This window comes from Pantoea sp. ABR1s, assembly GCF_057812235.1.
Map to the genome: position 1 here is coordinate 239,481 of NZ_CM173823.1, position 20,298 is coordinate 259,778.

The 20,298-nt window shown below is 56.6% G+C and carries 22 protein-coding genes and 1 riboswitch; of the genes, 12 read left to right on the plus strand and 10 right to left on the minus strand.

The window, feature by feature from the left end; genetic code table 11:
* The first annotated feature begins 36 nt into the window (after nucleotides 1-36).
* A complete protein-coding gene (gene azuC, locus ACXKZD_RS01120; protein WP_111534772.1) occupies nucleotides 37-114 on the plus strand; it encodes a stress response protein AzuC in 78 nt (25 codons plus the stop codon).
* A gap of 314 nt (nucleotides 115-428) precedes the next feature.
* Here the strand turns inward: azuC and ACXKZD_RS01125 are convergent, their stop codons facing one another.
* Nucleotides 429-1,334: a LysR family transcriptional regulator gene (locus ACXKZD_RS01125; protein ID WP_033781012.1), complete on the minus strand. Its 906-nt coding sequence runs from the start codon at nucleotides 1,332-1,334 to the stop codon at nucleotides 429-431.
* Nucleotides 1,335-1,502: 168 nt separating this feature from the next.
* Here ACXKZD_RS01125 and ACXKZD_RS01130 point away from each other — a divergent pair, with 168 nt between their 5' ends.
* Complete coding sequence (locus tag ACXKZD_RS01130) at nucleotides 1,503-2,516, plus strand: zinc-dependent alcohol dehydrogenase family protein (RefSeq protein WP_488981817.1); 1,014 nt, start codon at nucleotides 1,503-1,505, stop codon at nucleotides 2,514-2,516.
* 368 nt (nucleotides 2,517-2,884) lie between these two features.
* Here ACXKZD_RS01130 and ACXKZD_RS01135 read toward each other — a convergent pair whose 3' ends face one another.
* Entirely contained in the window at nucleotides 2,885-3,787 is a 903-nt protein-coding gene (locus ACXKZD_RS01135; protein ID WP_033766567.1) for a LysR family transcriptional regulator, read from the minus strand.
* Nucleotides 3,788-3,915: 128 nt separating this feature from the next.
* Between ACXKZD_RS01135 and ACXKZD_RS01140 the strand changes: the two genes are divergently transcribed.
* The 3 genes from ACXKZD_RS01140 to cspE all read left to right on the plus strand — a co-directional run bounded on the left by ACXKZD_RS01140 (nucleotide 3,916) and on the right by cspE (nucleotide 5,049).
* Nucleotides 3,916-4,179: a DUF2798 domain-containing protein gene (locus ACXKZD_RS01140; RefSeq protein ID WP_033759152.1), complete on the plus strand. Its 264-nt coding sequence runs from the start codon at nucleotides 3,916-3,918 to the stop codon at nucleotides 4,177-4,179.
* A gap of 164 nt (nucleotides 4,180-4,343) precedes the next feature.
* Nucleotides 4,344-4,490: a hypothetical protein gene (locus tag ACXKZD_RS01145; RefSeq protein ID WP_158001815.1), complete on the plus strand. Its 147-nt coding sequence runs from the start codon at nucleotides 4,344-4,346 to the stop codon at nucleotides 4,488-4,490.
* Between the two features lie 346 nt (nucleotides 4,491-4,836).
* The gene (gene cspE, locus ACXKZD_RS01150; protein WP_010671477.1) at nucleotides 4,837-5,049 is read left to right on the plus strand and encodes a transcription antiterminator/RNA stability regulator CspE; all 213 of its coding nucleotides are present in this window, start codon (nucleotides 4,837-4,839) and stop codon (nucleotides 5,047-5,049) included.
* A gap of 181 nt (nucleotides 5,050-5,230) precedes the next feature.
* On the opposite strand, the gene ACXKZD_RS01155 is transcribed toward cspE, so the two are convergent.
* Nucleotides 5,231-5,416: a hypothetical protein gene (locus ACXKZD_RS01155; RefSeq protein WP_197746032.1), complete on the minus strand. Its 186-nt coding sequence runs from the start codon at nucleotides 5,414-5,416 to the stop codon at nucleotides 5,231-5,233.
* A 167-nt stretch (nucleotides 5,417-5,583) separates the two neighbouring features.
* On the opposite strand from ACXKZD_RS01155, the gene ACXKZD_RS01160 reads away from it, so the two are divergent.
* Nucleotides 5,584-6,495, plus strand: a complete 912-nt coding sequence (locus ACXKZD_RS01160) for an alpha/beta fold hydrolase (RefSeq protein WP_187515394.1) — start codon at nucleotides 5,584-5,586, stop codon at nucleotides 6,493-6,495.
* A complete protein-coding gene (locus ACXKZD_RS01165) occupies nucleotides 6,488-7,879 on the plus strand; it encodes a hypothetical protein (protein WP_488981818.1) in 1,392 nt (463 codons plus the stop codon). Before ACXKZD_RS01160 ends, ACXKZD_RS01165 begins: the two co-directional genes overlap by 8 nt.
* A 21-nt stretch (nucleotides 7,880-7,900) precedes the next feature.
* Here ACXKZD_RS01165 and ACXKZD_RS01170 read toward each other — a convergent pair whose 3' ends face one another.
* Both ACXKZD_RS01170 and ACXKZD_RS01175 read right to left on the minus strand, forming a co-directional pair.
* Nucleotides 7,901-9,253: an MFS transporter gene (locus ACXKZD_RS01170; RefSeq protein WP_010671480.1), complete on the minus strand. Its 1,353-nt coding sequence runs from the start codon at nucleotides 9,251-9,253 to the stop codon at nucleotides 7,901-7,903.
* A gap of 170 nt (nucleotides 9,254-9,423) precedes the next feature.
* Nucleotides 9,424-10,326 carry a GntR family transcriptional regulator gene (locus ACXKZD_RS01175; RefSeq protein WP_010671481.1) on the minus strand — a complete coding sequence of 301 codons (903 nt, stop codon included), beginning with the start codon at nucleotides 10,324-10,326 and terminating at the stop codon, nucleotides 9,424-9,426.
* Between the two features lie 137 nt (nucleotides 10,327-10,463).
* On the opposite strand from ACXKZD_RS01175, the gene ACXKZD_RS01180 reads away from it, so the two are divergent.
* Complete coding sequence (locus tag ACXKZD_RS01180; RefSeq protein WP_488981819.1) at nucleotides 10,464-11,492, plus strand: zinc-binding alcohol dehydrogenase family protein; 1,029 nt, start codon at nucleotides 10,464-10,466, stop codon at nucleotides 11,490-11,492.
* Between the two features lie 23 nt (nucleotides 11,493-11,515).
* Here ACXKZD_RS01180 and ACXKZD_RS01185 read toward each other — a convergent pair whose 3' ends face one another.
* Nucleotides 11,516-12,436 carry a nucleoside hydrolase gene (locus ACXKZD_RS01185; protein WP_111534761.1) on the minus strand — a complete coding sequence of 307 codons (921 nt, stop codon included), beginning with the start codon at nucleotides 12,434-12,436 and terminating at the stop codon, nucleotides 11,516-11,518.
* A gap of 117 nt (nucleotides 12,437-12,553) precedes the next feature.
* Nucleotides 12,554-12,629: riboswitch (Fluoride riboswitch) on the plus strand.
* A gap of 88 nt (nucleotides 12,630-12,717) precedes the next feature.
* Here ACXKZD_RS01185 and crcB point away from each other — a divergent pair.
* Nucleotides 12,718-13,095, plus strand: coding sequence for a fluoride efflux transporter CrcB (gene crcB, locus ACXKZD_RS01190; RefSeq protein WP_022623971.1), 378 nt, complete (start codon nucleotides 12,718-12,720; stop codon nucleotides 13,093-13,095).
* A 132-nt stretch (nucleotides 13,096-13,227) separates the two neighbouring features.
* Nucleotides 13,228-14,043, plus strand: a complete 816-nt coding sequence (locus ACXKZD_RS01195; RefSeq protein WP_488981820.1) for a sugar phosphate isomerase/epimerase family protein — start codon at nucleotides 13,228-13,230, stop codon at nucleotides 14,041-14,043.
* Here the strand turns inward: ACXKZD_RS01195 and ACXKZD_RS01200 are convergent.
* From ACXKZD_RS01200 to ACXKZD_RS01210, 3 genes are all read right to left on the minus strand, one after another.
* Complete coding sequence (locus ACXKZD_RS01200) at nucleotides 14,040-14,645, minus strand: alpha/beta hydrolase (protein ID WP_033773107.1); 606 nt, start codon at nucleotides 14,643-14,645, stop codon at nucleotides 14,040-14,042. The two genes, ACXKZD_RS01195 and ACXKZD_RS01200, sit on opposite strands and share 4 nt — an antisense overlap.
* A gap of 10 nt (nucleotides 14,646-14,655) precedes the next feature.
* Nucleotides 14,656-15,597 (minus strand): glutathione S-transferase family protein, encoded by a 942-nt coding sequence (locus ACXKZD_RS01205; protein ID WP_313925664.1) that lies wholly within the window; start codon nucleotides 15,595-15,597, stop codon nucleotides 14,656-14,658.
* 98 nt (nucleotides 15,598-15,695) lie between these two features.
* Entirely contained in the window at nucleotides 15,696-16,601 is a 906-nt protein-coding gene (locus ACXKZD_RS01210) for a LysR family transcriptional regulator (RefSeq protein ID WP_029519661.1), read from the minus strand.
* 141 nt (nucleotides 16,602-16,742) lie between these two features.
* Between ACXKZD_RS01210 and ACXKZD_RS01215 the strand changes: the two genes are divergently transcribed.
* Nucleotides 16,743-17,867 (plus strand): GNAT family N-acetyltransferase, encoded by a 1,125-nt coding sequence (locus tag ACXKZD_RS01215; protein ID WP_010253462.1) that lies wholly within the window; start codon nucleotides 16,743-16,745, stop codon nucleotides 17,865-17,867.
* On the opposite strand, the gene ACXKZD_RS01220 is transcribed toward ACXKZD_RS01215, so the two are convergent.
* Nucleotides 17,864-19,696 carry an ABC transporter ATP-binding protein gene (locus ACXKZD_RS01220; protein WP_187492614.1) on the minus strand — a complete coding sequence of 611 codons (1,833 nt, stop codon included), beginning with the start codon at nucleotides 19,694-19,696 and terminating at the stop codon, nucleotides 17,864-17,866. The two genes, ACXKZD_RS01215 and ACXKZD_RS01220, sit on opposite strands and share 4 nt — an antisense overlap.
* Nucleotides 19,697-19,768: 72 nt before the next feature.
* On the opposite strand from ACXKZD_RS01220, the gene ACXKZD_RS01225 reads away from it, so the two are divergent.
* A complete protein-coding gene (locus ACXKZD_RS01225; RefSeq protein WP_010253457.1) occupies nucleotides 19,769-20,269 on the plus strand; it encodes a GNAT family N-acetyltransferase in 501 nt (166 codons plus the stop codon).
* Nucleotides 20,270-20,298 lie beyond the last annotated feature (29 nt).

Consider the following 20,298-nt stretch of genomic DNA (forward strand, 5'->3'; position numbering starts at 1 on the left):
CGGTATATGTTCAACTAAATTTGAATCAGGTGTTCCATGAAACGTATTTTTAAACACGTGTTCCGCGCTTACGTTGAGACGTTCAAACACGTACCGCCGGGTGCCATGTACTAAGCACCCCGCAAGAAACCCTCGATAATCGCGGTCAGGGATCGACCTGTGATTATCACCTTTTCTGCTTTTTCTGCCTTTGCTTCTGCTGATTTAAACCCGCGTTTTTGCACTTCGGGTGCATCCTGTTTGTTGCTACTCCTCTCCTTCTGATTTTCCCGTTATGCGTCACTTTGAGCCAGAAAAGACGTTGCTGCAGTGGTCTAATCTGCCCGGGAGATTTCCGGATGCCAGACAAAATGGCGGCATACCTTAAACAGGAAACAAGCACTTTTAATGGGTCATGGGATTGCCTGTGCCGAAACAAAGATTCACGGTTAACCCTGATGATTCTTCCTGAATATTTCAGTAAACCATTCGATAAAGACCCGGACCTTAGGCGGAAGATAGCGTCGGTCAGGGTAGAGTATAGAAACCGGTTTCGTCACAGTCGCATAACCCGATAATACTTCCTTCAGCTGGCCTGTTTCGAGGCAGGGCTTTAATGCCGTATATAATGCGTGAAGCATGCCGAGGCCCGCCACGCCACATGAAAGAAGGACGTCAGAATTGTTAACTCGTATGCTGCTTCCCGGATGCCGTGAAACAATTTCGCCATTCATGACAAATTTCCATTCCTGGATGTCCCGACTGTGTTCATTAAAAAAATAAATGGCTTTATGATCTTTAAGGTCATCAGGCGTTAAAGGGGTGCCATATTTATCCAGATAAGAGGGTGCTGCACAGGTGACCATCTGCAGGCTGCCCATTCTGCGCGAAATAAAATTCGAATCAGCAAGCTCACCGAGACGAATAACACAGTCCACACCTTCTGTAATTAAATGGGTCAGGCGATCTGAAGCGGTTAAGACTATTTCAATTTCAGGATATAAAGCCTGAAACTCGCTTAATTGTGGGATCAGGATACTGTGCGCCAGCGCCAGTGGAACATCAATGCGCAGCTGGCCACGAGGTCGCTGATTTGAAGAGTAAGAAGCCATTATATCGCTGGCATCACTCAGCAGCGTTTTAGCCCGCTGATAAATTTCCTCCCCTTCAACGGTCACACTCAGACTGCGCGTGGTGCGGTGCAATAGCTTAACGCCAAGCTTGTCTTCCAGTTGTTGTACGGACTTACTGACCGCAGGGCGATGCAGCTGTAAGGCGTCAGCGGCCCGGGTGAAACTACGGAATTCAACGACGTGAACAAAAATATCCATCAATTCCAGCATGTTCGAGCGCATCATTTAACTCCGCAAAAAATATTCCTGCCGAAATAGTGTATTGCGGATTATATCTTATTCCGATTGTTTCTCCTGCAGTAACACTGAAGTCCTTTTTCGTGGCTTTTTACGCCTGCCTGCTTTTTTTATCATCACCCTATTGGATGCATACACATGGGAAATGACAAAATGAAAGCATGGTTACTGAAAGATTTTGGACTTGAAAACTTAAAGCTTGAAGAGGTGGAAACGCCTGTACCCGGTCCGGGTGAACTTCTGGTTAAAGTTGGCGCGGTGTCTCTGAACTTCAGGGATAAGGCAATAGTAGAGGGCTTTTATGAGCCTCATCTGGTTCCAAAGCCACTGATTCCTGTCTCTGATGCCACAGGTACCGTTGTTGCCACGGGGCAGGGTGTGTCCCGTTTTAGCACGGGTGATCGCGTTAACTCGCATCTCTATTCACGCTGGTTAGAGGGTGAACCTGCGGCCGATGAGCCAGCATGGTGTATTGGAATGCCGTTACCCGGCGGGCTGGCTGAGTACATGATCATTCATGAGGACAGCGCAGTTAAAGCGCCTGACAGCATGACCGATGAAGAAGCTTCTACACTTCCCATCGCTGCGCTTACGGCATGGTACTCGCTAATGGATATCGGCAATCTGCAGCCCGGTCAGACCGTGCTCGTACAGGGAACCGGTGGCGTATCGGTCTTCGCTGCTCAGATAGCGCATGCCTATGGTGCACGCGTCATTGCCACCTCCAGTAACGATGCAAACCTTGAGCGCATTACATCACTGGGAGCAGATGAAGGGATTAACTATAAAAAATACCCTGAGTGGGAAAGAAAAGTGCTTGAAATGACTGATGGTAAAGGCGCTGACGTAACGATAGATGTCGCCGGGGGCAATGGCATCAATCAGTCAATTGCTGCGACAAAAGTTGCCGGTACGATTGCTCAGGTAGGATTTCTGACCGGCCAGACAGCACAACTTGATTTGATGCCGTTAATTTTCCGTCAGACAACAATCCGGGGCATTGCGGTTGCACCACGCTCCTCATTTGATCGGATGAATCCGTTCCTCAATAAACATAATATCAAACCCGTCATTGAACAGGTTTACAGCTTTAATGAGGCGGTTGAAGCCTTCCGGCACCTCTCCCGTGGTGCATTTGGCAAAATCGTCATTAGAATTAGTGACTGATAACGACTTTTTATTCCTCAATTCTGGCAGTTTTTACTGACTGCCAGATACTTTTTAATCCCACTCTCACCGCGTTAAACCCCTTCTCAAAGCGTGCTTATATTCCTTCTGCACATCGTCAAAAGGGCCGCTTTCTGTATAACCGCGACCGGTGGCGCTAAACGCTTATCGTCTGCTGTTATCCCCATCAACCAGAGCGCGACTTGCCGTTCAATAGAATCTGTAGCCCCTGGAATGAAGCTGAATGCCCGCCAAAAACGTTCTGCTAAACGCAAACTCAGTGAGCTATCCGGTGGCGGAGGGTTATCTTTGCGGGTGGATAAACCGAAAAGTACGGACAATTTTCGCCCGGCAAAAACGCTCCTGTCTTAAATCGCATCGGCCAAAAATTCAATAAATGTCCGTACTTTCGAATTGAGTGCCGAACGTTCGGTGACACAGGCATAGATATTCATCGGCAGGGACTCAATGGTGCTCTCGCCACTGTGACCTGACCAGGACAAAGGCCTTAGCAGACCGCTGTCTATCAGTGGCTGAGCAACAAAACTTGCCAGACGAGCAATGCCGCCGCCGTTTACGGCTATTCTGGCGATGATATCAATATCATCGCTGATAAAACTGGGGTTAAGTTTTGCATTAACAGGCTGTCCGTTGACCATAAACGTCCATGGCAGAAACCGTCTGTCGGTGGGATAGCGGAAAACCAGGCAGGCGTGCTGGCTCAGTTCTCCGGGCGTCTGAGGCGTGCCAGCGCGATCAAGGTAAGCGGGAGCCGCACAGAATATAAAGGGTAACGATGCGATTTTTCTGGCGATCAGTTGATCATTCAGCTGTGCTTCAATGCGGATACTGACATCGACGCCTTCCAGGCGATGATCGACGTTGCGATCGGTACTGATCAGTTCAATATCTATATCGGGGAAAGACGCTTTGAAAGCGGGCATAAGGGGAGCCAGAACGTACCGGCCAAACGCGGCTGTCGTAGCGATACAAAGTGGCCCCTGTGGTTTGGTTTCATTCGCAGCAGCCTGCGAGGCGAGTTCGATATCATGTGGGATGTGACGGACTTTCTCGAAATAGCGTTTACCGTTTTCCGTTAAGGTCATGCTGCGGGTGGTGCGCGATAGCAGTCGCACGCCCAGATGCGCTTCAAGACGCGAAAGACTCTGGCTGACTGCTGCCGGACTCATACCTTTAGCGCGTGCCGCCGCTGCAATACTGCCGTTTTCCACCACGCGGATAAAAGTGCTAATCAGCCCTAAAATGTCCATCGTATCCTCAACCGTTAATTCGTCACTTTTACTTAATAATGATTAAAGCATAACCGCTCTACAACCCCCCGCATAAGCTTGTTAAGTTAGCCGCAGTCTTATCTACTTTTGTTAAACAGGATATTCAGATGACTGATGCTGCAACAAAAAAAACCTTACGAACCCGCTTGCCGGTGCGCACGACACCTTACATATTTGCACTTTATATGGCGATCATCATGGCGTTCCTGATGAGTCTGGTCATCACGTTAGCCGAATTCGGAATGGGGCCTCATTACATGACAAATGTGATGGATGCTTACCAGGTCGCCATGCCAGCCGCTTTCTTTTGCATACTGGTTGTCCGTCCTGTTGTTATCCGGCTCGTAGGATTGACCGTTCACGGTCACTGAGACAGTCAGCATGCCCAAAATGGGCGGACAGGTAGGGTTTAGCCCGCTTCTCGCTCATCGCGGCAGGCTGCTTCTGCACCAGAATGGAGGCGGGTGGCAAACCTCCAGCATTTCAGATGCGGGGTGAGGGCGGGCAGGTCGTCCGGATACTGACCGGTATCAGGATGAAAGATACCGAAAGCCGGGGGTACGATATGCAGCAGGTAAAGCTCACAGATGAAGAGGGCGATGACAGCGCTTCACTGGCCGTGCGGAAATTTTTAGGCGATGTGACCTTACTGGCTCTGTTTATTGTTAAGCATCAACGTTAAATCGGCACCGTCATTATGACGGGGTTGGCCTGCTCCTCTTCGCACATAGCGGAGCCTGAAGCACTTCCTGAGCAGTCAAAATAAAACAGCCATTCAGCCATCTGAGCGTTTAAATGGTTAAAATAAATAAACATATACATTGCTAAATTATTATCGCTGTGTCTTAATGCGTCATCGGTTTGGAACACAGACCTTATGAAAGCAGTTTTAGTAAAGTAGTCCTCAGTTCAAGTGTTATCCACAGATATCCTTCTTCGAGAGCCTCCTCCTAAGTGCCCAATAAGTAAATCTCTAACTACAGGCCATCTTCGCCGCTCTTAGTGGCTAATCGATTAAGGAAATATCTATGTCTAACAAAATGACTGGTTTAGTAAAATGGTTTAACTCAGATAAAGGTTTTGGCTTTATCACTCCCGATGATGGCAGCAAAGATGTATTCGTGCATTTCTCTGCTATCCAGGGTGATAACTACAAAACGCTTGATGAAGGTCAGAAAGTCTCCTTCACCATTGAAAATGGCGCCAAAGGCCCTGCAGCTGGCAACGTCACAGCGCAGTAAGCCGCGCTCATTATCAGCGATGCTTACAATAGCGATGAAGACATAAGTCTGAGCAGATAAGCTCTGCTGATAATAAAAGAAACCCGCCCAGTGCGGGTTTTTTATTGCCTGAAATTCGTATTATCTCTGGTCCGTTGACCTGCTCCGCGTTTATCAGGCTACCCCGATGTTAATCCTCTCTTCATAAGCCCTGCCCGTGATGAAATGTTACGTTAAGCCATCGGGCAAAAGCCATAACGCGCTTTTTGAAATCAGCGATGCTCCCCTGAGGCGTATTACTGATTACCAGCAAGTCATCCATTTCTTTTGCTAACGCTGGATATCGGGCATTGAATGTAAAGCGATACTCCTCGGGTGTTTCAGTCATTGCCTTCCCGCTTACACCAGACAGATCTCCCGCCAGAGTTCATCACCCGCAATGCCAGCGTCTTCTTAGGCGAAACCCCATACTTTTTCACACCATCGCGCGGATAACCCGCCTGCTGCCTGATCCCGACCTACACTGAATTATTCTCCCCAAACCAGGAGCAGCGGATGATCCAGAAGCATCGACGAAAACAGGCAGCGATTGTGGCAGGTGTTGGATTGGGTGTGGCGGCCACGTTATGGGGCATGAAACGCTGGCGGCAACTTAAGGAGACGCCGCCGGTGTCGCCGAACAGTCATCACGCCGGTCTGGCCGGTTATTATCAGCAGATTGGTGACTGGCGCATGTTTACCCGCGTTACGCCCAATGAGGATCAGGGACTGCCGGTCGTGTTAATCCACGGTCTGGTGATGTCGGGCCGGGCGATGGAGCCACTGGCGCTGGCGCTGGGGCGCGACTATCACGTGCTGGTGCCGGATCTGCCCGGTTTTGGCGCCAGCACACTGCCCCCTTCTGCGCCGATCATGTCGGTGGATCAGCTGGCGGATGCGCTGTGGCTGTGGTTACAGCATAACGGTTTCCAGCGCGCTATCTGGGTCGGCAATTCGTTTGGCTGCCAGATTCTGGCCGCGCTGGCGGTGAAACATCCACAGGCTGTGGCGGGACTGGTGCTGCAGGGGCCGACGGTCGATCGTCATGCCCGCAGTCTGCCGCGTCAGCTCTGGCGCGACTGGCGTAATGGCCGGCTGGAATCCCGTCGTCCACCGGGGCCACTGGCCCGAATCGATTACGCCAAAGCGGGCCTGCGGCGCGCCTTCGGTACCCTGCGCGCCATGATGCGCGACCGCATTGAGCATCGCCTTACTTACATTAACGCACCCACGTTGCTGCTGCGGGGCTCGCGCGATCCCGTCTGTCCGGCCCGCTGGCTGGATGAACTCGCCGCCCTGATGCCGCGCAGTGAACGACTGACATTACGCGACGGGACGCACACTTTGCACTACGTCTACCCGTGGAGTTTCTGTCACGCCATCCGCCCGTTCCTGGCACGTATCCAGCAGGAGGATCAACATGAGTAAACCACCAAGAGGGATTGCCCGCTTTGACTCTGCTGCCGCCATGCTGCTTGCGCTGGCCAATGCGCTGCACGACCGCCCCTTTGCCAGCGCCAGCCAGTCACCGACGCTGGATCGCCTGTTGCCGTCGCTTAACCGGCTGCCGACCGGACTGCGTGAGTGGGGCTATGCGCTGGGCGGCATGGCAGAAGGCATCAGCCTGCGTCAGGCGGGTGAACTGGATGTGGAAGGGATCGCCGAATGGATGGTGAGTGAATACCCGCAACAGGATTATCCGGCGGCCTTTATCGGTTCATCGAACGGCGCGCTGGTGCATCTGGCGTCGGCGATGAGCGTGCCCTGGCTGCCGCAAACCTTTCTCTGTCCGGTGCGCGCGGCCAATAGCGATCCCGATGATGTACAGGCGAGTTTTGAGCAGGGTAAAGAGGTGGCGGCGGCACTGCTGGCCGCCTGGCCGCGTCTTGCGGTTCACCATATGCATGACCCGAATCAGGATCGGCTGATGCTCGACCAGATGCGCTATTTCCGGCTGAAACTGCGCGAGCTGCCGCTGGCCTTTAACGAATTCCTGATGGGAAGTCTGCCCGCTGGCTCCACGCTTTATATCAATCACTGCACCCGGCAGTGGCCGGTAACGCGCACCAGCGATCGTTCGTTTTTCCAGTTTGGTGCGCTCGGCGGCGCAACCGAAAAAGAGTACTTACAGGGCGGCCCGCGGGTGGCGGAATATCTGGCACGCTATGGCATCGATCGCGAGCGCTGGACGCCGCCGGCCATTACTGACCACGTGCCGGAAGCGGAGTGGGGACTGGATGGTTATCTGATTTCGCCGCTGAAAAAACTGGCGGAAGCTCAGAACTGGAAGCTGATGGAGATTCGTTACGAAGATCCGGAGGCGATGAGTTATGTGGTGGCTGAGATCTACCGCGACTGGTATCTGGCGGCGGGAATTTTACCGACCCGGCTGACGGTGGACAGCTTCCTGTTGATGGACCCGTGGTGCAGCATGCATCAGCACGCCATCCCGTTCTGGCTGGTCTTTTGCACCGAGCCTTCGGCCGCGGCCCTGCAACGCTTCCTGGAAAAACAGCCGCCGTTCCGCAACATCGACATGATGCTCTTTTCTCACGGCACCGACAGCATCGGGCTGGCGGAGATTGACCGCTGGCGGGCGCTGCTCTCCCATGCACGTGATGAAGGCGTATTGATTGGCGTGGATGAGGAACGTTTCCCGCGTGATTTCGCGACGTTTGCCCGCTTCGACTCGGCATTGCGTGAACGGGCACCGCTGTTGCCACCACCACCCGCGCTGAGCGCGGAGAAGGTGATGACGGGTATTCAGCGTTATGGTGCGAAACATGGGGTCACCCTGACGGCGCTGACGTAGCAGTCGCGCCGTCAGTCGTGATTATTCGCCGTCGGTGATCGGCTGGCGCACCAGCAGCAGGTAGGCGAGTGCGCCAACCAGCGTCACGCAGGCACAAATCATCAGCGCCATGCTGAACGATTTGGTGGTGTCGAGCACCCAGCCGGTGATGACCGGCGCAAACGAGGCGAAGATAAAGCTGGCGAAGTTCTGGATGCTGCCGACAGACGCTGTCATACGGGCGGTGACGTTGGCGTGGATCAATCCCCAGCACGACGTTCCGGCAAAGTGGATACAGAACAGCGCCATCCCAATCAGCGTTACGGCGCTGGTGGTGTCGGTCGCGCGGGTCACCACGGCGGTAAAGCCGGCGGACAGCAGCATCCCGCTGACGATGCAGACTTTGCGGGTTTTCACCGCGTTAAAGCCGCGACGTACCAGCGAGTCGACCACATAGCCATTCAGCAGCATGCCCGCCGCACCGAACAGGAACGGAATTGCTGCCAGCAGGCCGGTACTTTTAAGGTCGAGATGATAGGTCGACTGCAGATAGCCCGGCAGCCACGCGATATAGAGCCAGGCGGTGTAGTTGATGCCGCTGAAGCCAATCATCATTCCCCACATGGTGCGCTGCTTAAACAGGCCGCGCCACTCTTTGAAGCTGATCGGCTCTTTACGTGAGGCGACGCTGCCCGCCTGCAAATAGTGGATCTCTTCAGCGCTCAGGGTGTTGTTGTCGCGGTCGCGGTAGATCATATACCAGCCGATAGCGAGGAACATGCCGAGGATACCAATCGTGACAAACATGCCACGCCAGCCCATCACCAGCATCATCGCCGCCAGAATCGGCGGAGCCACCGACAGTCCAATCATCGAAGCCGCATTGAACATCCCCATCGGCATGCCGCGATCTTTAATGTTGAACCAGTCGTTGATCACTTTCACGCCGCACGGGTTCATCGGCGCTTCACCAATGCCGAGGCCGATGCGCACCAGGATGAACTGGGTAAAGTTATGCACCAGGCCAGAGGCGGCCTGAAACAGCGACCAGATAAACATGCCAATGCCGAGCATAATGCGCGGCCCTTTACGATCCAGCAGCGCGCCGCATGGCAGTTGCGCCAGTCCATAAGCCAGCGAAAAGGCGGAGAGCAGGAAGCCGATTTCGGTGGCGCTCAGCCCCATCTCCTCGCGGATGGTCATATTCGCGACCGACAGCGAGCTGCGATCCAGATAGTTGATGATGGCGGCGAACAGCAACAGCAGCATCGCCGTGATCTGAATCTTGCGGATACGCGGTGAACGCACCACGTCGCTGCGCATCGGCACGAAATCCTGGTCTGATGGCGTGTCGCCAGCTGCGCTGTCGCGGCCGGTTACTGAAGTCTTTTCCATTGCACTCTCCCGAAACTGGGTACTTATCGTTATGGTGAGAAGGGGTCTGCGCGCAGCGGCAAAAGGCCGCCGTGACGTTGCAGTCGAGACTAAGAGCAAAGGGTTAAGGATGTTGCAAAGATGTTTCTGAATCGTGCGGGAGCTAATGCTTTGTGGTTTTTAATCGGTTTTTAATTGTACTGACCGATTGAGCGCACCATCGAGGTTTTAGCGGTCGCCAGATGGTTATGTAATGCACAGAGGGCGTCGACATCCTGACGGCCAATCAGCGCGGTCAGAATCGCCATATGCTCCTCCAGCGCCACAATATTTCGCTGCTTGAGGTCGCTCTCGTCCCACTGATAATGCGAATGAAAGATCACCGAGATAATCTCCAGCGACTGATTGAAAAATGGGTTGTTGGCGGCGGATAAAATCAGCGAATGCATCTGACGATCCAGCGCGGCAAAGTGGCGATAGTTGCTGGCGATGGTATCGCGCATCGATCGGTGACGATCCAGCAGATCCCGCGCCTGAACCCAGCGCTCGTCGCCTGCGGGCAGATTCAGGAAACGGCTCAGGGCATGGGTTTCCAGCATCTCGCGCAGTTCAAACAGCTTCTCGGCGTAATCCTGGGTGAATTTTTTCATCCGCCACTGGCCGCGTCTGACCGGCTCCAGCAGGTCATAGCGCATAAAGCGCAGCAGGAATTCGCGCACCACCACCGGACTGACTTTCACCTGCTGCGCCAGTTGCAGCTCGCTGAAGGTATCGCCGGGCACCAGCTGCCGCTGATTAATCATATTAAAAAACATCTGCTCAAAGTGGCTGGCCTGCTGCTCAATCGGCGGCGTTAACGCGCTAAAACCGTCATCTTCGCGCGGATCGCGCACGATAACCCAGGTTTGATCCACCTTATCCAGCACGCCGCACTGATGCAGATAGTGCAGGGTGTGGCGCACCGTAGTCCGGCTGATATTGAACATTTCCGCCAGTGCCGCCTGGGGCGGCAGCGGTGAACGAATGTGGTGCTGAGCGATGCTTTCCAGCATCTGGTTGATGACGTTCTGGCGCAAATTCTGGCTGCGGCTCATCTCACTCTCCGGTTTTTTATGCATTAAAAACCATTCAAAGCCCAAAAAAATCGCGGTGCTTCACACTTCCCGCAAACGAACACCGCAGCGCGTGCAGGATTCGCCATAACTGCCTGCAGGACAACCGGAGAATCACCATGACAACAATGAAAGCACTGGTCATCGCTGAACCACGTAAGATGGTATGGGCCACCCGCGATATCCCCACGCCCGCCGCTGGCGAGGTACTGATTAAAATCCTTACCGCGGGAATCTGCGGCACCGACATCCACGCCTGGTCCGGTAATCAGCCATTCTTCAGCTATCCACGGGTGCTGGGCCATGAAATCTGTGCCGAAGTGGTGGCGCCGGGAAGTGGTGCGGAGAGCTTTCAGCCGGGCCAGCGGGTGGCGTTAATGCCCTACATCTCCTGCCTGCGCTGTGACGCCTGCCAGAGCGGCAAGACCAACTGCTGTGAGCAGATTTCAGTGATTGGTGTGCATCAGGATGGCGGGTTCTGCGACTACTTAAGCGTGCCGGTCAGCACGCTGCTGGCGGTGGATGATGTCGCACCGGAAGCGGCTGCGCTGATTGAGCCGTTTGCCATCAGCGCCCATGCGGTGCGTCGTGCCGCAATTGTGGTGGATGAGCAGGTGCTGGTGGTGGGTGCCGGACCGATTGGGCTGGGTGTTGCCGCTATCGCCGCCGCCAGCGGCGCGCAGGTGGTGGTCGCGGATACCAGCGAATTTCGTCGCCAGCATGTTGCTGACCAGCTCGGCCTGGCGGCACTGAATCCGGCTGATGAAGCGTTTTACAGCGCGCTGCGCGAGCAGTTTGGTGGCCGTCTGGCGCTGAAGGTGATCGACGCCACCGGCAGCCCGGCGGCGATGAACAATGCGGTCAACCTGATGCGACACGGCGGCACTATCGTTTATGTCGGCCTGCACAAAGGCGATCTGGTGATCCCGGACAGTGAATTCCATAAAAAAGAGACCACCCTGATGGGCAGCCGCAACGCCACCCGTGAAGATTTCGATCGGGTGCGTGCGCTGATGGCCAGCGGCCAGCTGCGCGCCGAAATGATGCTGAATCACCATCTGGCCTTCTCCACGCTGGATGAAACCTTTGAGGCGCAAATCATCAACAACCGCGAGCTGATCAAAGGCGTGATTCATTTCGACCGGTAACGCGGCCAGTCGGTTCGCGTGGTTCAGGGCGCGGTGAGAGTCTGAAAGAAGTGCGCCCGCACCGCGTCAGCATCCACGCCAAGTGCGATACGCTGGGCGGGCAGGCCGTTAAAGGGATCCTGGCGGGATGCCAGCGCGCTCAGCTTACGTACCGTCTGACCGCAGGCGATGCCCTCCGTGATCACCCGCAGCGGGCTTTCGGTCAGGGTAAACGCCTGTGGCAGAGTGAGCCACGCCACCGCCAGGGTGTCGTGCAGCGCCATTCCCTCGAATCCCTCTTTCTGCAGGCTGTAAGCCAGGTAAGGGCGACAGATCGCACTCAGCACCGGCTGATTCAGACGCTGAACCTCATCGCCGCTGATCAGCACCTTGTGCGTGACATCCAGCGGGATCACCACCACGTTCAGCGCCGAGGCGAGCACTTGATCGGCAGCATGCGGATCTTTCCAGATATTAAATTCGCTGAAGGGCGTCACGTTGCCACTGTGCCCGTCGGTGCCAAATGCGCCACCCATGATCACCAGCTCTTTCACCAGCGGAATAATATCCGGCGCCTGATTAATGGCCGTGGCGATATTGGTCAGCGGACCAATCGCCACCAGGGTGATCTGATGCGGCTGCGCCCGCACGCTGTCGATAATAAACTGCACCGCGCCCGGCGCCTGTTCGCTGCACGCATTATCAAACGCATCGCCCAGCCCATCTTCACCGTGCAGTCTGGCAGGCGCAGAGGGTGGCAGCGCCAGCGGTCGTGAACAGCCGCGATAGACCTCCGCGTTAATCGCCATTTTCCCGCAAAACAGTCGGGCGTTTTTCACCGCCTGACCCACTGCCACGTTGCCGAAGACCGTGGTAATCCCCAGCAGATGCTGCGTCCGCGCCGCATAGGCCAGCGCAAAGGCGTCATCCACGCCGATATCGGTATCAAAAATCAGGGTACGCATAGGGTCTCCGCAACAGGCTGTAAACCATCAGCATTACTCCGTCTGTGGCGTGCGCGTCAAGGTTTTCAGCCGCCATGACCTCACTGTTGCCAGCCTGAAACGGGCGTCGTATTATCACCGGCTCAAGGTGATGGCGTGCCACCTTTCCCAACCGCCGGTGGGCTTTACACCGGCTGATGACGCCTGACACTCAATCCTTTCGCGGGAGCTGAGGTGTCAGGCGCAGTTTATCTCTGCCTTTCCCCCTCAGCCCGGCGTCAATCTGCAATCAGGAGCAAGACATGTTGAAACCGTTATTGGCTGTGATGATCGGCGGCTCTGCCGGCTGTGTACTGCGCTGGCTCTTTGCGATGCGCTTTAATGCGCTCTTTCCCAATCTGCCGCCGGGCACGCTGCTGGTGAATCTGATCGGCGGTCTGGTGATCGGCGGCGCGATGGCCTGGTTTGTTCGCCACCCCGACATCGACCCGATCTGGAAACTGCTGATCGTCACCGGACTGTGCGGCGGGCTGACCACCTTCTCCTCTTTTACGGCGGAATTAATGGGGTTGCTACAATCAGGGAACTATTTCTGGGCGATGACCAGCGCGCTGGTGCATGTGATCGGTTCGCTGCTGATGGCGTTTGCCGGTTTCGCACTGGTCACGATGCTGGGCTGATCCGGCTAAGCGGCGCTTGTCATACTCCTTAAGAGGTAGATACTGTTTCAGGTTTTACGCCCGACCATCCCGCATGAACGGGCGCAGAAGCTGAACGTCACCGATTATTCCGGACGATTAAGGAGCCGAGCAATGCGAACTAACCCCACATTCCTTAACCTGGTGCTGTTAAACGGTGAACCCGGCCAGAAACTTCAGGCGGCGCGTGACGCCGGTTTCGATCAGGTGGAGATCTGGCGCGAGGATGTCGAGGCGTGCGAGGGCGGCGCGGCGGCACTGGCTGAGATCGCTGCCCGGCAGGGAACTGGCTTTACCAATCTCCAGGTGCTGCGCGATTTCACCGGGGCACCCAGCGCGTTGCGCGGACAGAAGCGCGAAGAGCTGCGCCAGTTTATTCAGATTGCCCAGGCGCTGGGCTGCGACACTATTCAGGCGCCGGCCAGCACCCGCGAGGATTGCTGCACCGACCAGATTGATGATGACCTGCGCTGGATGGCCTCTGAAGCTGCGCGCTACAACATGCGCATTATGTATGAGCCGATGGCCTGGTGCAGCGTGGATAACACGCTGCCGCTGGCGTGGCAGCGATTGCAGCGGCTCGATCAGCCCAATATCGGGCTGGTGGTCGATCTGTTTCATATCTGCGCACTGGGCGGCGATGCCTCGCAGCTGGACGGCATTCCGGCCGATCGCATTTATGAAGTGCAGCTGTGTGATATGGCCGCCGTTCCCGCGCAGGATAAACAGAGCCTGATGGCGATGGCGAAGCACCAGCGTCTGCTGCCCGGCGATGGCATTATCGACATTGAACGCTTTGTCGATAAGCTCAAAAGCGCGGGCTATCAGGGGCCGGTGGGAATTGAAGTCTTTAATGATGCGCTGAAACGCCTGCCGCCTGACGTGGGTGCACGTCATGCCTGGCAGGCATTAAAGCGCTGCTGGGGTTAATCCTGTAAGCACTGCCCGATAAACGCGGCGGCGTGCATGGCACCCTGAGCGGAGATGGTGTGGCCGGTGGCAGGTTCAAATCGCGCTTCTACCGGCACCAATGCGGCTCTGAGTCGTGCTGCGGCAGATTCGCTCTCCTGCCACGGGATCACCTCATCGGCCTGGCCGTGGATCAGCAGCGCGGGCAGATGAGGCTGTGGCGTCAGTTCACCGTCAACCGCCAGACGACCCGAAAAGGCGACCACGCCCGCCAGCGGATAACGGCCAGATGCCAGCGCATCCAGCGCCATGATCGACCCCTGTGAAAAGCCGACCAGCACCACATCCTGCCAGCGGTCGGCGAAGCCGTGCTGTGCGATAACGTCGCTGAGGGTCGCGTCAAACGCCGCCCGCGCGGCCCGTACCCGACCTGGCCGGTTCTCTGGCGTCACCTCCTCCAGGCTGAACCACTGCCAGCCAAAACCGGCGGTAAAACGTTCGGGCGCATTGGGTGAGGCAAAAATCACATCCGGCAACAGCGTCGCCCAGTGACGGCCAATCGGTGCCAGATCGTCGCCGTTACTGCCTACGCCATGCAGAAAAATTACCAGTGCTTTTGCCATTATTGCTCCTTTAAAGACCGTACTCACTCAGATCCGGGCCTGCCGGAACGATTCCGTTCGGGTTCAGTGCCTTGATTGAGTAGTAGCCCTGTTTGATATGATCGATGCTGACCGTCTCACGCACGCCGGAGACTGACAGCATGCTCTTAAGATAGCGATTCAGCAGCGTATAGTCGCGTATCCGGCGCAGGTTGCATTTGAACAGGCCATGATAGGCGACGTCAAAGCGAATCAGGGTGACGAACAGGCGAATATCGGTTTCAGTCAGCCGTTCACCCAGCAGGAAGGTGCGACCATCGCTGAGCAGGGCTTCCAGTTCGTCGAGCTGGCTGAAGACGTCATTAAAGGCCTGCTGATAGCTGATTGATGTCGTCGCGAACCCGGCGCGATAGACACCATTATTCAGACGCGGATAGAGGCTCTCATTCAGCGCATCAATCTCAGAACGCAGCGCGGCGGGATAGAGGTCGATGCGGTTATCGGCCAGATCGCCAAAGCCGCTGTTGAACATACGCACAATGTCAGCGGACTCGTTGCTGACGATGGTGCCGGTTTTCTTGTCCCACAAGACCGGCACGGTGGCCCGGCCCGTGTAATCGGGCGCGACGCGGGTATAGATTTCATGCAGGTACTGCGCGTTATTCAGCGGGTCCTGCTGTGCGCCGGGGAAATTGCCAAAGCACCAGCCCTGGGCACCGAGCTGCGGTTCAACCACCGTCACGCTAATCAGCGACTCCAGCCCTTTGAGCTTGCGGGCAATTAACGCGCGCGACGCCCACGGACAGATCAGCGCCACATAAAGATGGTAGCGATCCGCTTCTGCCGCAAATTCAGTGGAGCCATCGCTGCTGATAAAATGCCGGAAACCGGACGTCTGACGGACAAATCCGCCCTGTTTATCGGTCGACTGCACCGGGTGCCAGTCACTACTCCATTTGCCTTCTACTAACATCGCGCGACTCCTCTGTAATGTGAGAAGCAGCTTAACTGAGGACTAAACGGCTGATAATCCGGTCATAAAGACAATCATTTCTTCCATTATGGAAGAAATTACGCGGGCGGAAAACGGGTAAAATGACTCACCAGGAAGTCGATAAGCAGGCGCGCCCGGTGTGCCAGATGACGGGCGGGCGGATAAACCGCAAACAGGCCAAGTGGTGGCGTGTCAAAATTCTCCAGCAGCCGGACAATCTCACCGCGTTGCAGCGCGGGAGCTGCGATAAAACCGGGCAGCCGCGCAATGCCCAGTCCGGCCATCGCGGCCTGCAGGCAGGCTTCGGTGTTGGCGAAGCGCAGACGCCCGCGGACCGGTACGGTGACAATCTCGCTGCTGCCGTCGCCGCCGGCAAACGGCCAGTGCCAGGGATCGCGAAAATTGGTGTCGATGATGCACTGATGCTGGGGCATCTCGCGCCAGTGCTGCGGCGTGCCAAACTGCTCAAGATAGACCGGCGAGGCGGCGATGCGCACATGCACCTCACCCAGCTTGCGCGCGACCAGGCTGCTGTCGCTGAGGGTGCCGATACGGATCGCCATATCAAAGCCTTCATCGACGATGTTGACGGACCGGTCTGAAAAGCTGACATCCAGTTCAATCAGCGGATAGCGCCGGGCAAACGCCACCAGCACCTCAGACAACACCACAGTACCAAAGGAGCCGGGGGCGCTGATTTTCAGCCTGCCGGTGGGCGTGGTGGCGCTTTCACGCACGCTGGCATCCAGCGTCTCAAACGCATCGAGCAGGTTTTTGACCCGCTCATAATAGCTGCGCCCGACATCGGTGGGCGACAGGGCGCGCGTGCTGCGCTTAAACAGCTGGACGCCGAGCCGCTGCTCCAGCTTTGAAACCAGCTTGGAAGCCTGACTGCTGCTGGTGCCGAGACGTAACGCCGCCGCAGAAAAGCTGCCGGTTTCCAGCACCGTGACAAACATCCGGTCACAATCGAGTCGATCCATGGCGGTGTCCTGTGGAGATAAAGTCGCAGTATAGAAGCTGTGCTCCGCTGATGCAGCCTTCACTTTGCGTGCCTTAACCCTTTCGCTGACGCGGAAAACCTGCTTGACTGACTCTCTGCCCGACGTTCTCTGGAGTAATTCATGTCGCTGATTCACCTGACGTCACTGGCGGAGATCCCGGCCGCCGAGTGGGATGCGCTGTTGCCTGATGACCAGCCCTTTTTGCGTCACGCCTTTCTGCTCACGTTAGAACAGAGCGGCAGCGTGCGGTTAGAGGCGGGCTGGCAGCCCGATCATCTGCTGTGGCGGGAGGAGGGGGTGACCCGCGCCGCGCTGCCAGGCTACCGCAAACGCCATTCACAGGGCGAGTACGTCTTTGATCACGCCTGGGCGGATGCCAGTCAGCGCGCCGGGATCCGCTACTACCCGAAATGGCTGGGCGCGATCCCCTTCAGCCCGGTCAGCGGTGCGCGCCTGCTGGGCGAAACCGCTGCCGCTGCGCAACTGCTGTCGGCCCTGCCTGAGAGCCTGTTACAGCAGGGCTTAAGCGGGGCACATATCAACTTTACCGATGCGCAGGCTAACCAGCTGCTGGCCGATCAGCCCGACTGGCTCTCCCGGCTCGGTTGTCAGTATCACTGGCATAACCGTGGCTACCGCGATTTTCAGGATTTCCTGGATTCGCTGATGTCGCGCAAGCGCAAACAACTGCGTAAAGAGCGTGAGCAGGTGATGCAGAGCGGCTTTGAGTTTGACCGCTACCTGGGCTACCAGCTGCGCGAAGATCAGTGGGATTTTGTCTACACCTGTTACGCTAACACCTATGCGGTGCGCGGTCAGCGTCCCTATCTGACACGTGACTTTTTCAGCCTGCTGGCGGAACGCATGCCGCAGAATATTGTGGTGGTGATCGCCCGTTTACAGCAGCAACCGGCCGCGATGGCGTTTTATCTGCGGGACAGCAACGCGCTCTATGGCCGCTACTGGGGCTGTCTGGCGGAGTTTGACCGGCTGCACTTTGAAACCTGTTTCTATCAGGGAATGGATTTAGCTCTTGATGAGGGGCTGACGCGGTTTGATGCCGGCGCGCAGGGCGAGCATAAGCTGGTGCGCGGCTTCGAGCCGCAGATTACCCATTCCTGGCACTATCTGCTGCATCCCGGCCTGCGCGATGCCGTGGCAGATTTTCTGGTGCAGGAGCGGGAAGGCGTGCGCGGCTGGGCGGAAGAAGCACGCGACGCCTTACCCTATCGACGCGGCGATTAATCGATGCCGACAAAACCGCCGGTCTGATGCTGCCACAGCCGGGCATAGAGGCCGTTTTGCGCCAGCAGCTCGTGATGGCTGCCCATCTCGGCAATGCCGCCTTTATCCAGCACCACCAGCCGATCCATCTTCGCGATGGTCGACAGGCGGTGCGCGATGGCGATAACGGTTTTACCCTGCATCAGTGACTCCAGGCTCTCCTGAATCGCCGCTTCCACCTCAGAGTCGAGCGCCGAGGTGGCCTCATCCATGATCAGAACCGGCGCATCCTTCAGCAGCACGCGGGCTATCGCCACACGCTGACGCTGACCGCCTGACAGTTTCACGCCGCGCTCGCCCACGTGCGCATCCAGCCCGGTGCGACCCAGTGAGTCAGAGAGCAGCGGGATAAACTCATCGGCGCGGGCGCGGTGAATCGCAAGCTGCAGCTCCTCTTCGCTGGCGTCGGGACGACCATACAGCAGGTTTTCACGGATTGAGCGGTGCAGCAGCGAGGTGTCCTGAGTAATCATACCAATCTGGCTGCGCAGGCTCTCCTGCGTCACGGTGGCGATATCCTGATCGTCGATCACAATCCGCCCCGCGTTCAGGTCATAGAGGCGCAGCAGCAGGTTCACCAGCGTCGATTTACCGGCACCCGAGGGACCAATCAGCCCAATCTTCTCGCCAGGTTTGATGTCGAGGTTAAAGCCGTTAATCACCTGACGGCCACCGCCATAATCGAAGCGCACATCCTCAAAACGGATGTTACCGCGCGTCACCTTAAGCTGCTTCGCCTGCGGCGCATCCTGCACGCTCAGCGGCTGCGCAATGGTTTTCAGGCCATCCTGTACCGTACCAATATTTTCGAAAATGCCGTTGACCACCCACATGATCCAGCCGGACATATTCACCAGGCGGATCACCAGACCGGTCGCCAGTGCAATCGCCCCGACGCTAATCAGCGACTGGCTCCATAACCACAGCGCCAGCCCGGAGGTCGAGACAATCAGCAGGCCGTTCAGCGCCGACAGGGTCAGATCCATGCTGGTGACCATGCGACCGGCGTTTTGGGTTTTTTCGGTCTGCTCCTGAATCGCCTCACGCGCATACTGCCGTTCCAGATCGCTGTGAGCGAACAGCTTGATGGTGGCGATGTTGGTATAACCATCGACAATGGTGCCCATCAGTTTAGATCGCGACTCTGAGGAGACCACCGAACGCGCTTTAACGCGCGGCACAAAGAAACGCAGCGAGGCGCTGTAGGCCACCATCCACAGAATCAGCGGGATCATCAGCCGCCAGTCGGCACCGGCAAACAGCACCAGTGAGGTTACCGCGTAGATCAGCACGTGCCAGATGGCATCCACCAGCTGCACCGCGGAATCGCGCAGTGAACTGCCGGTCAGCATAATGCGCTGGGCGATGCGACCCGCGAAATCGTTCTGGAAGAAATTGAGGCTCTGGCGCAGCACGTAGTTGTGATTCTGCCAGCGGATCATGCTGGTCATGCTCGGGCTGATGCTTTGATGCACCAGCATGTCGTGCAGGGCGATAAAAATCGGCCGCAGAATCAGCGCCACCGCCCCCATCCACAGCAGTATCGGCCAGTTATCCCGAAACAGGCTGGCGGGCGTGGAGTGATTGACCATATCGATAATGCGGCTCAGATAGCTGAACAGCGACACTTCAATCAGGGCTGACGCCAGTCCCACTACCAGCAGTGCCGCGAAACTCGGCCAGACCTGCCGCAGATAGTAGAGGTAAAACGACCAGACCGTTGAGGGGGGCGAGTCGGTGGGCGCGTCATGAAAAATATTGATAAAACGCTCAAAACGGCGATACAACATAGCGATACTCTTTCCGTCCGGTAAAGAGCTACAGCTTAGTGCATGAACCCCGTTCGGCTAAAAGGAGAAAATATGGAAATCATTATTCGGGCACGGGAACCGCAGGATGCCGCCGCCTATCAGCGACTCTACAGTCATCCCGATGTCTATCCCTGGACGCTGCAGCTGCCGTTTCCCAGCGTTGCCACCTGGGAGAAAAAAATCGCCAGAATGGATGCTGAGGGGTTTATCGCCTTTGTCGCGGAGATCGAGGGCGTGCTGGCCGGTGAGCTGACGCTGTTTGTGGATAACAAGCCGCGCACCCGCCACTGCATCAGCTTTGGGCTGGGTGTGCATCCCGATTACGCCGGTCGCGGCGTCGGTGAGCGCCTGATCCGCACCGCGCTCGACTATTCCCGTAACTGGCTGGGGATTACGCGTATGGAGCTGGAGGTGTTTCACGACAACGAACGGGCGCTGCGGCTCTATGAGCGGCTGGGCTTTGAGCGTGAAGGGGTGATGCGGCAGGCTGCCCTGCGCGACGGTCAGCTGCGCGATGTGGTGATGATGGCGAAACTGCTGCACGAGAAGTGATAACCGGAGCGGCAGCGCTGCCGCTCCGC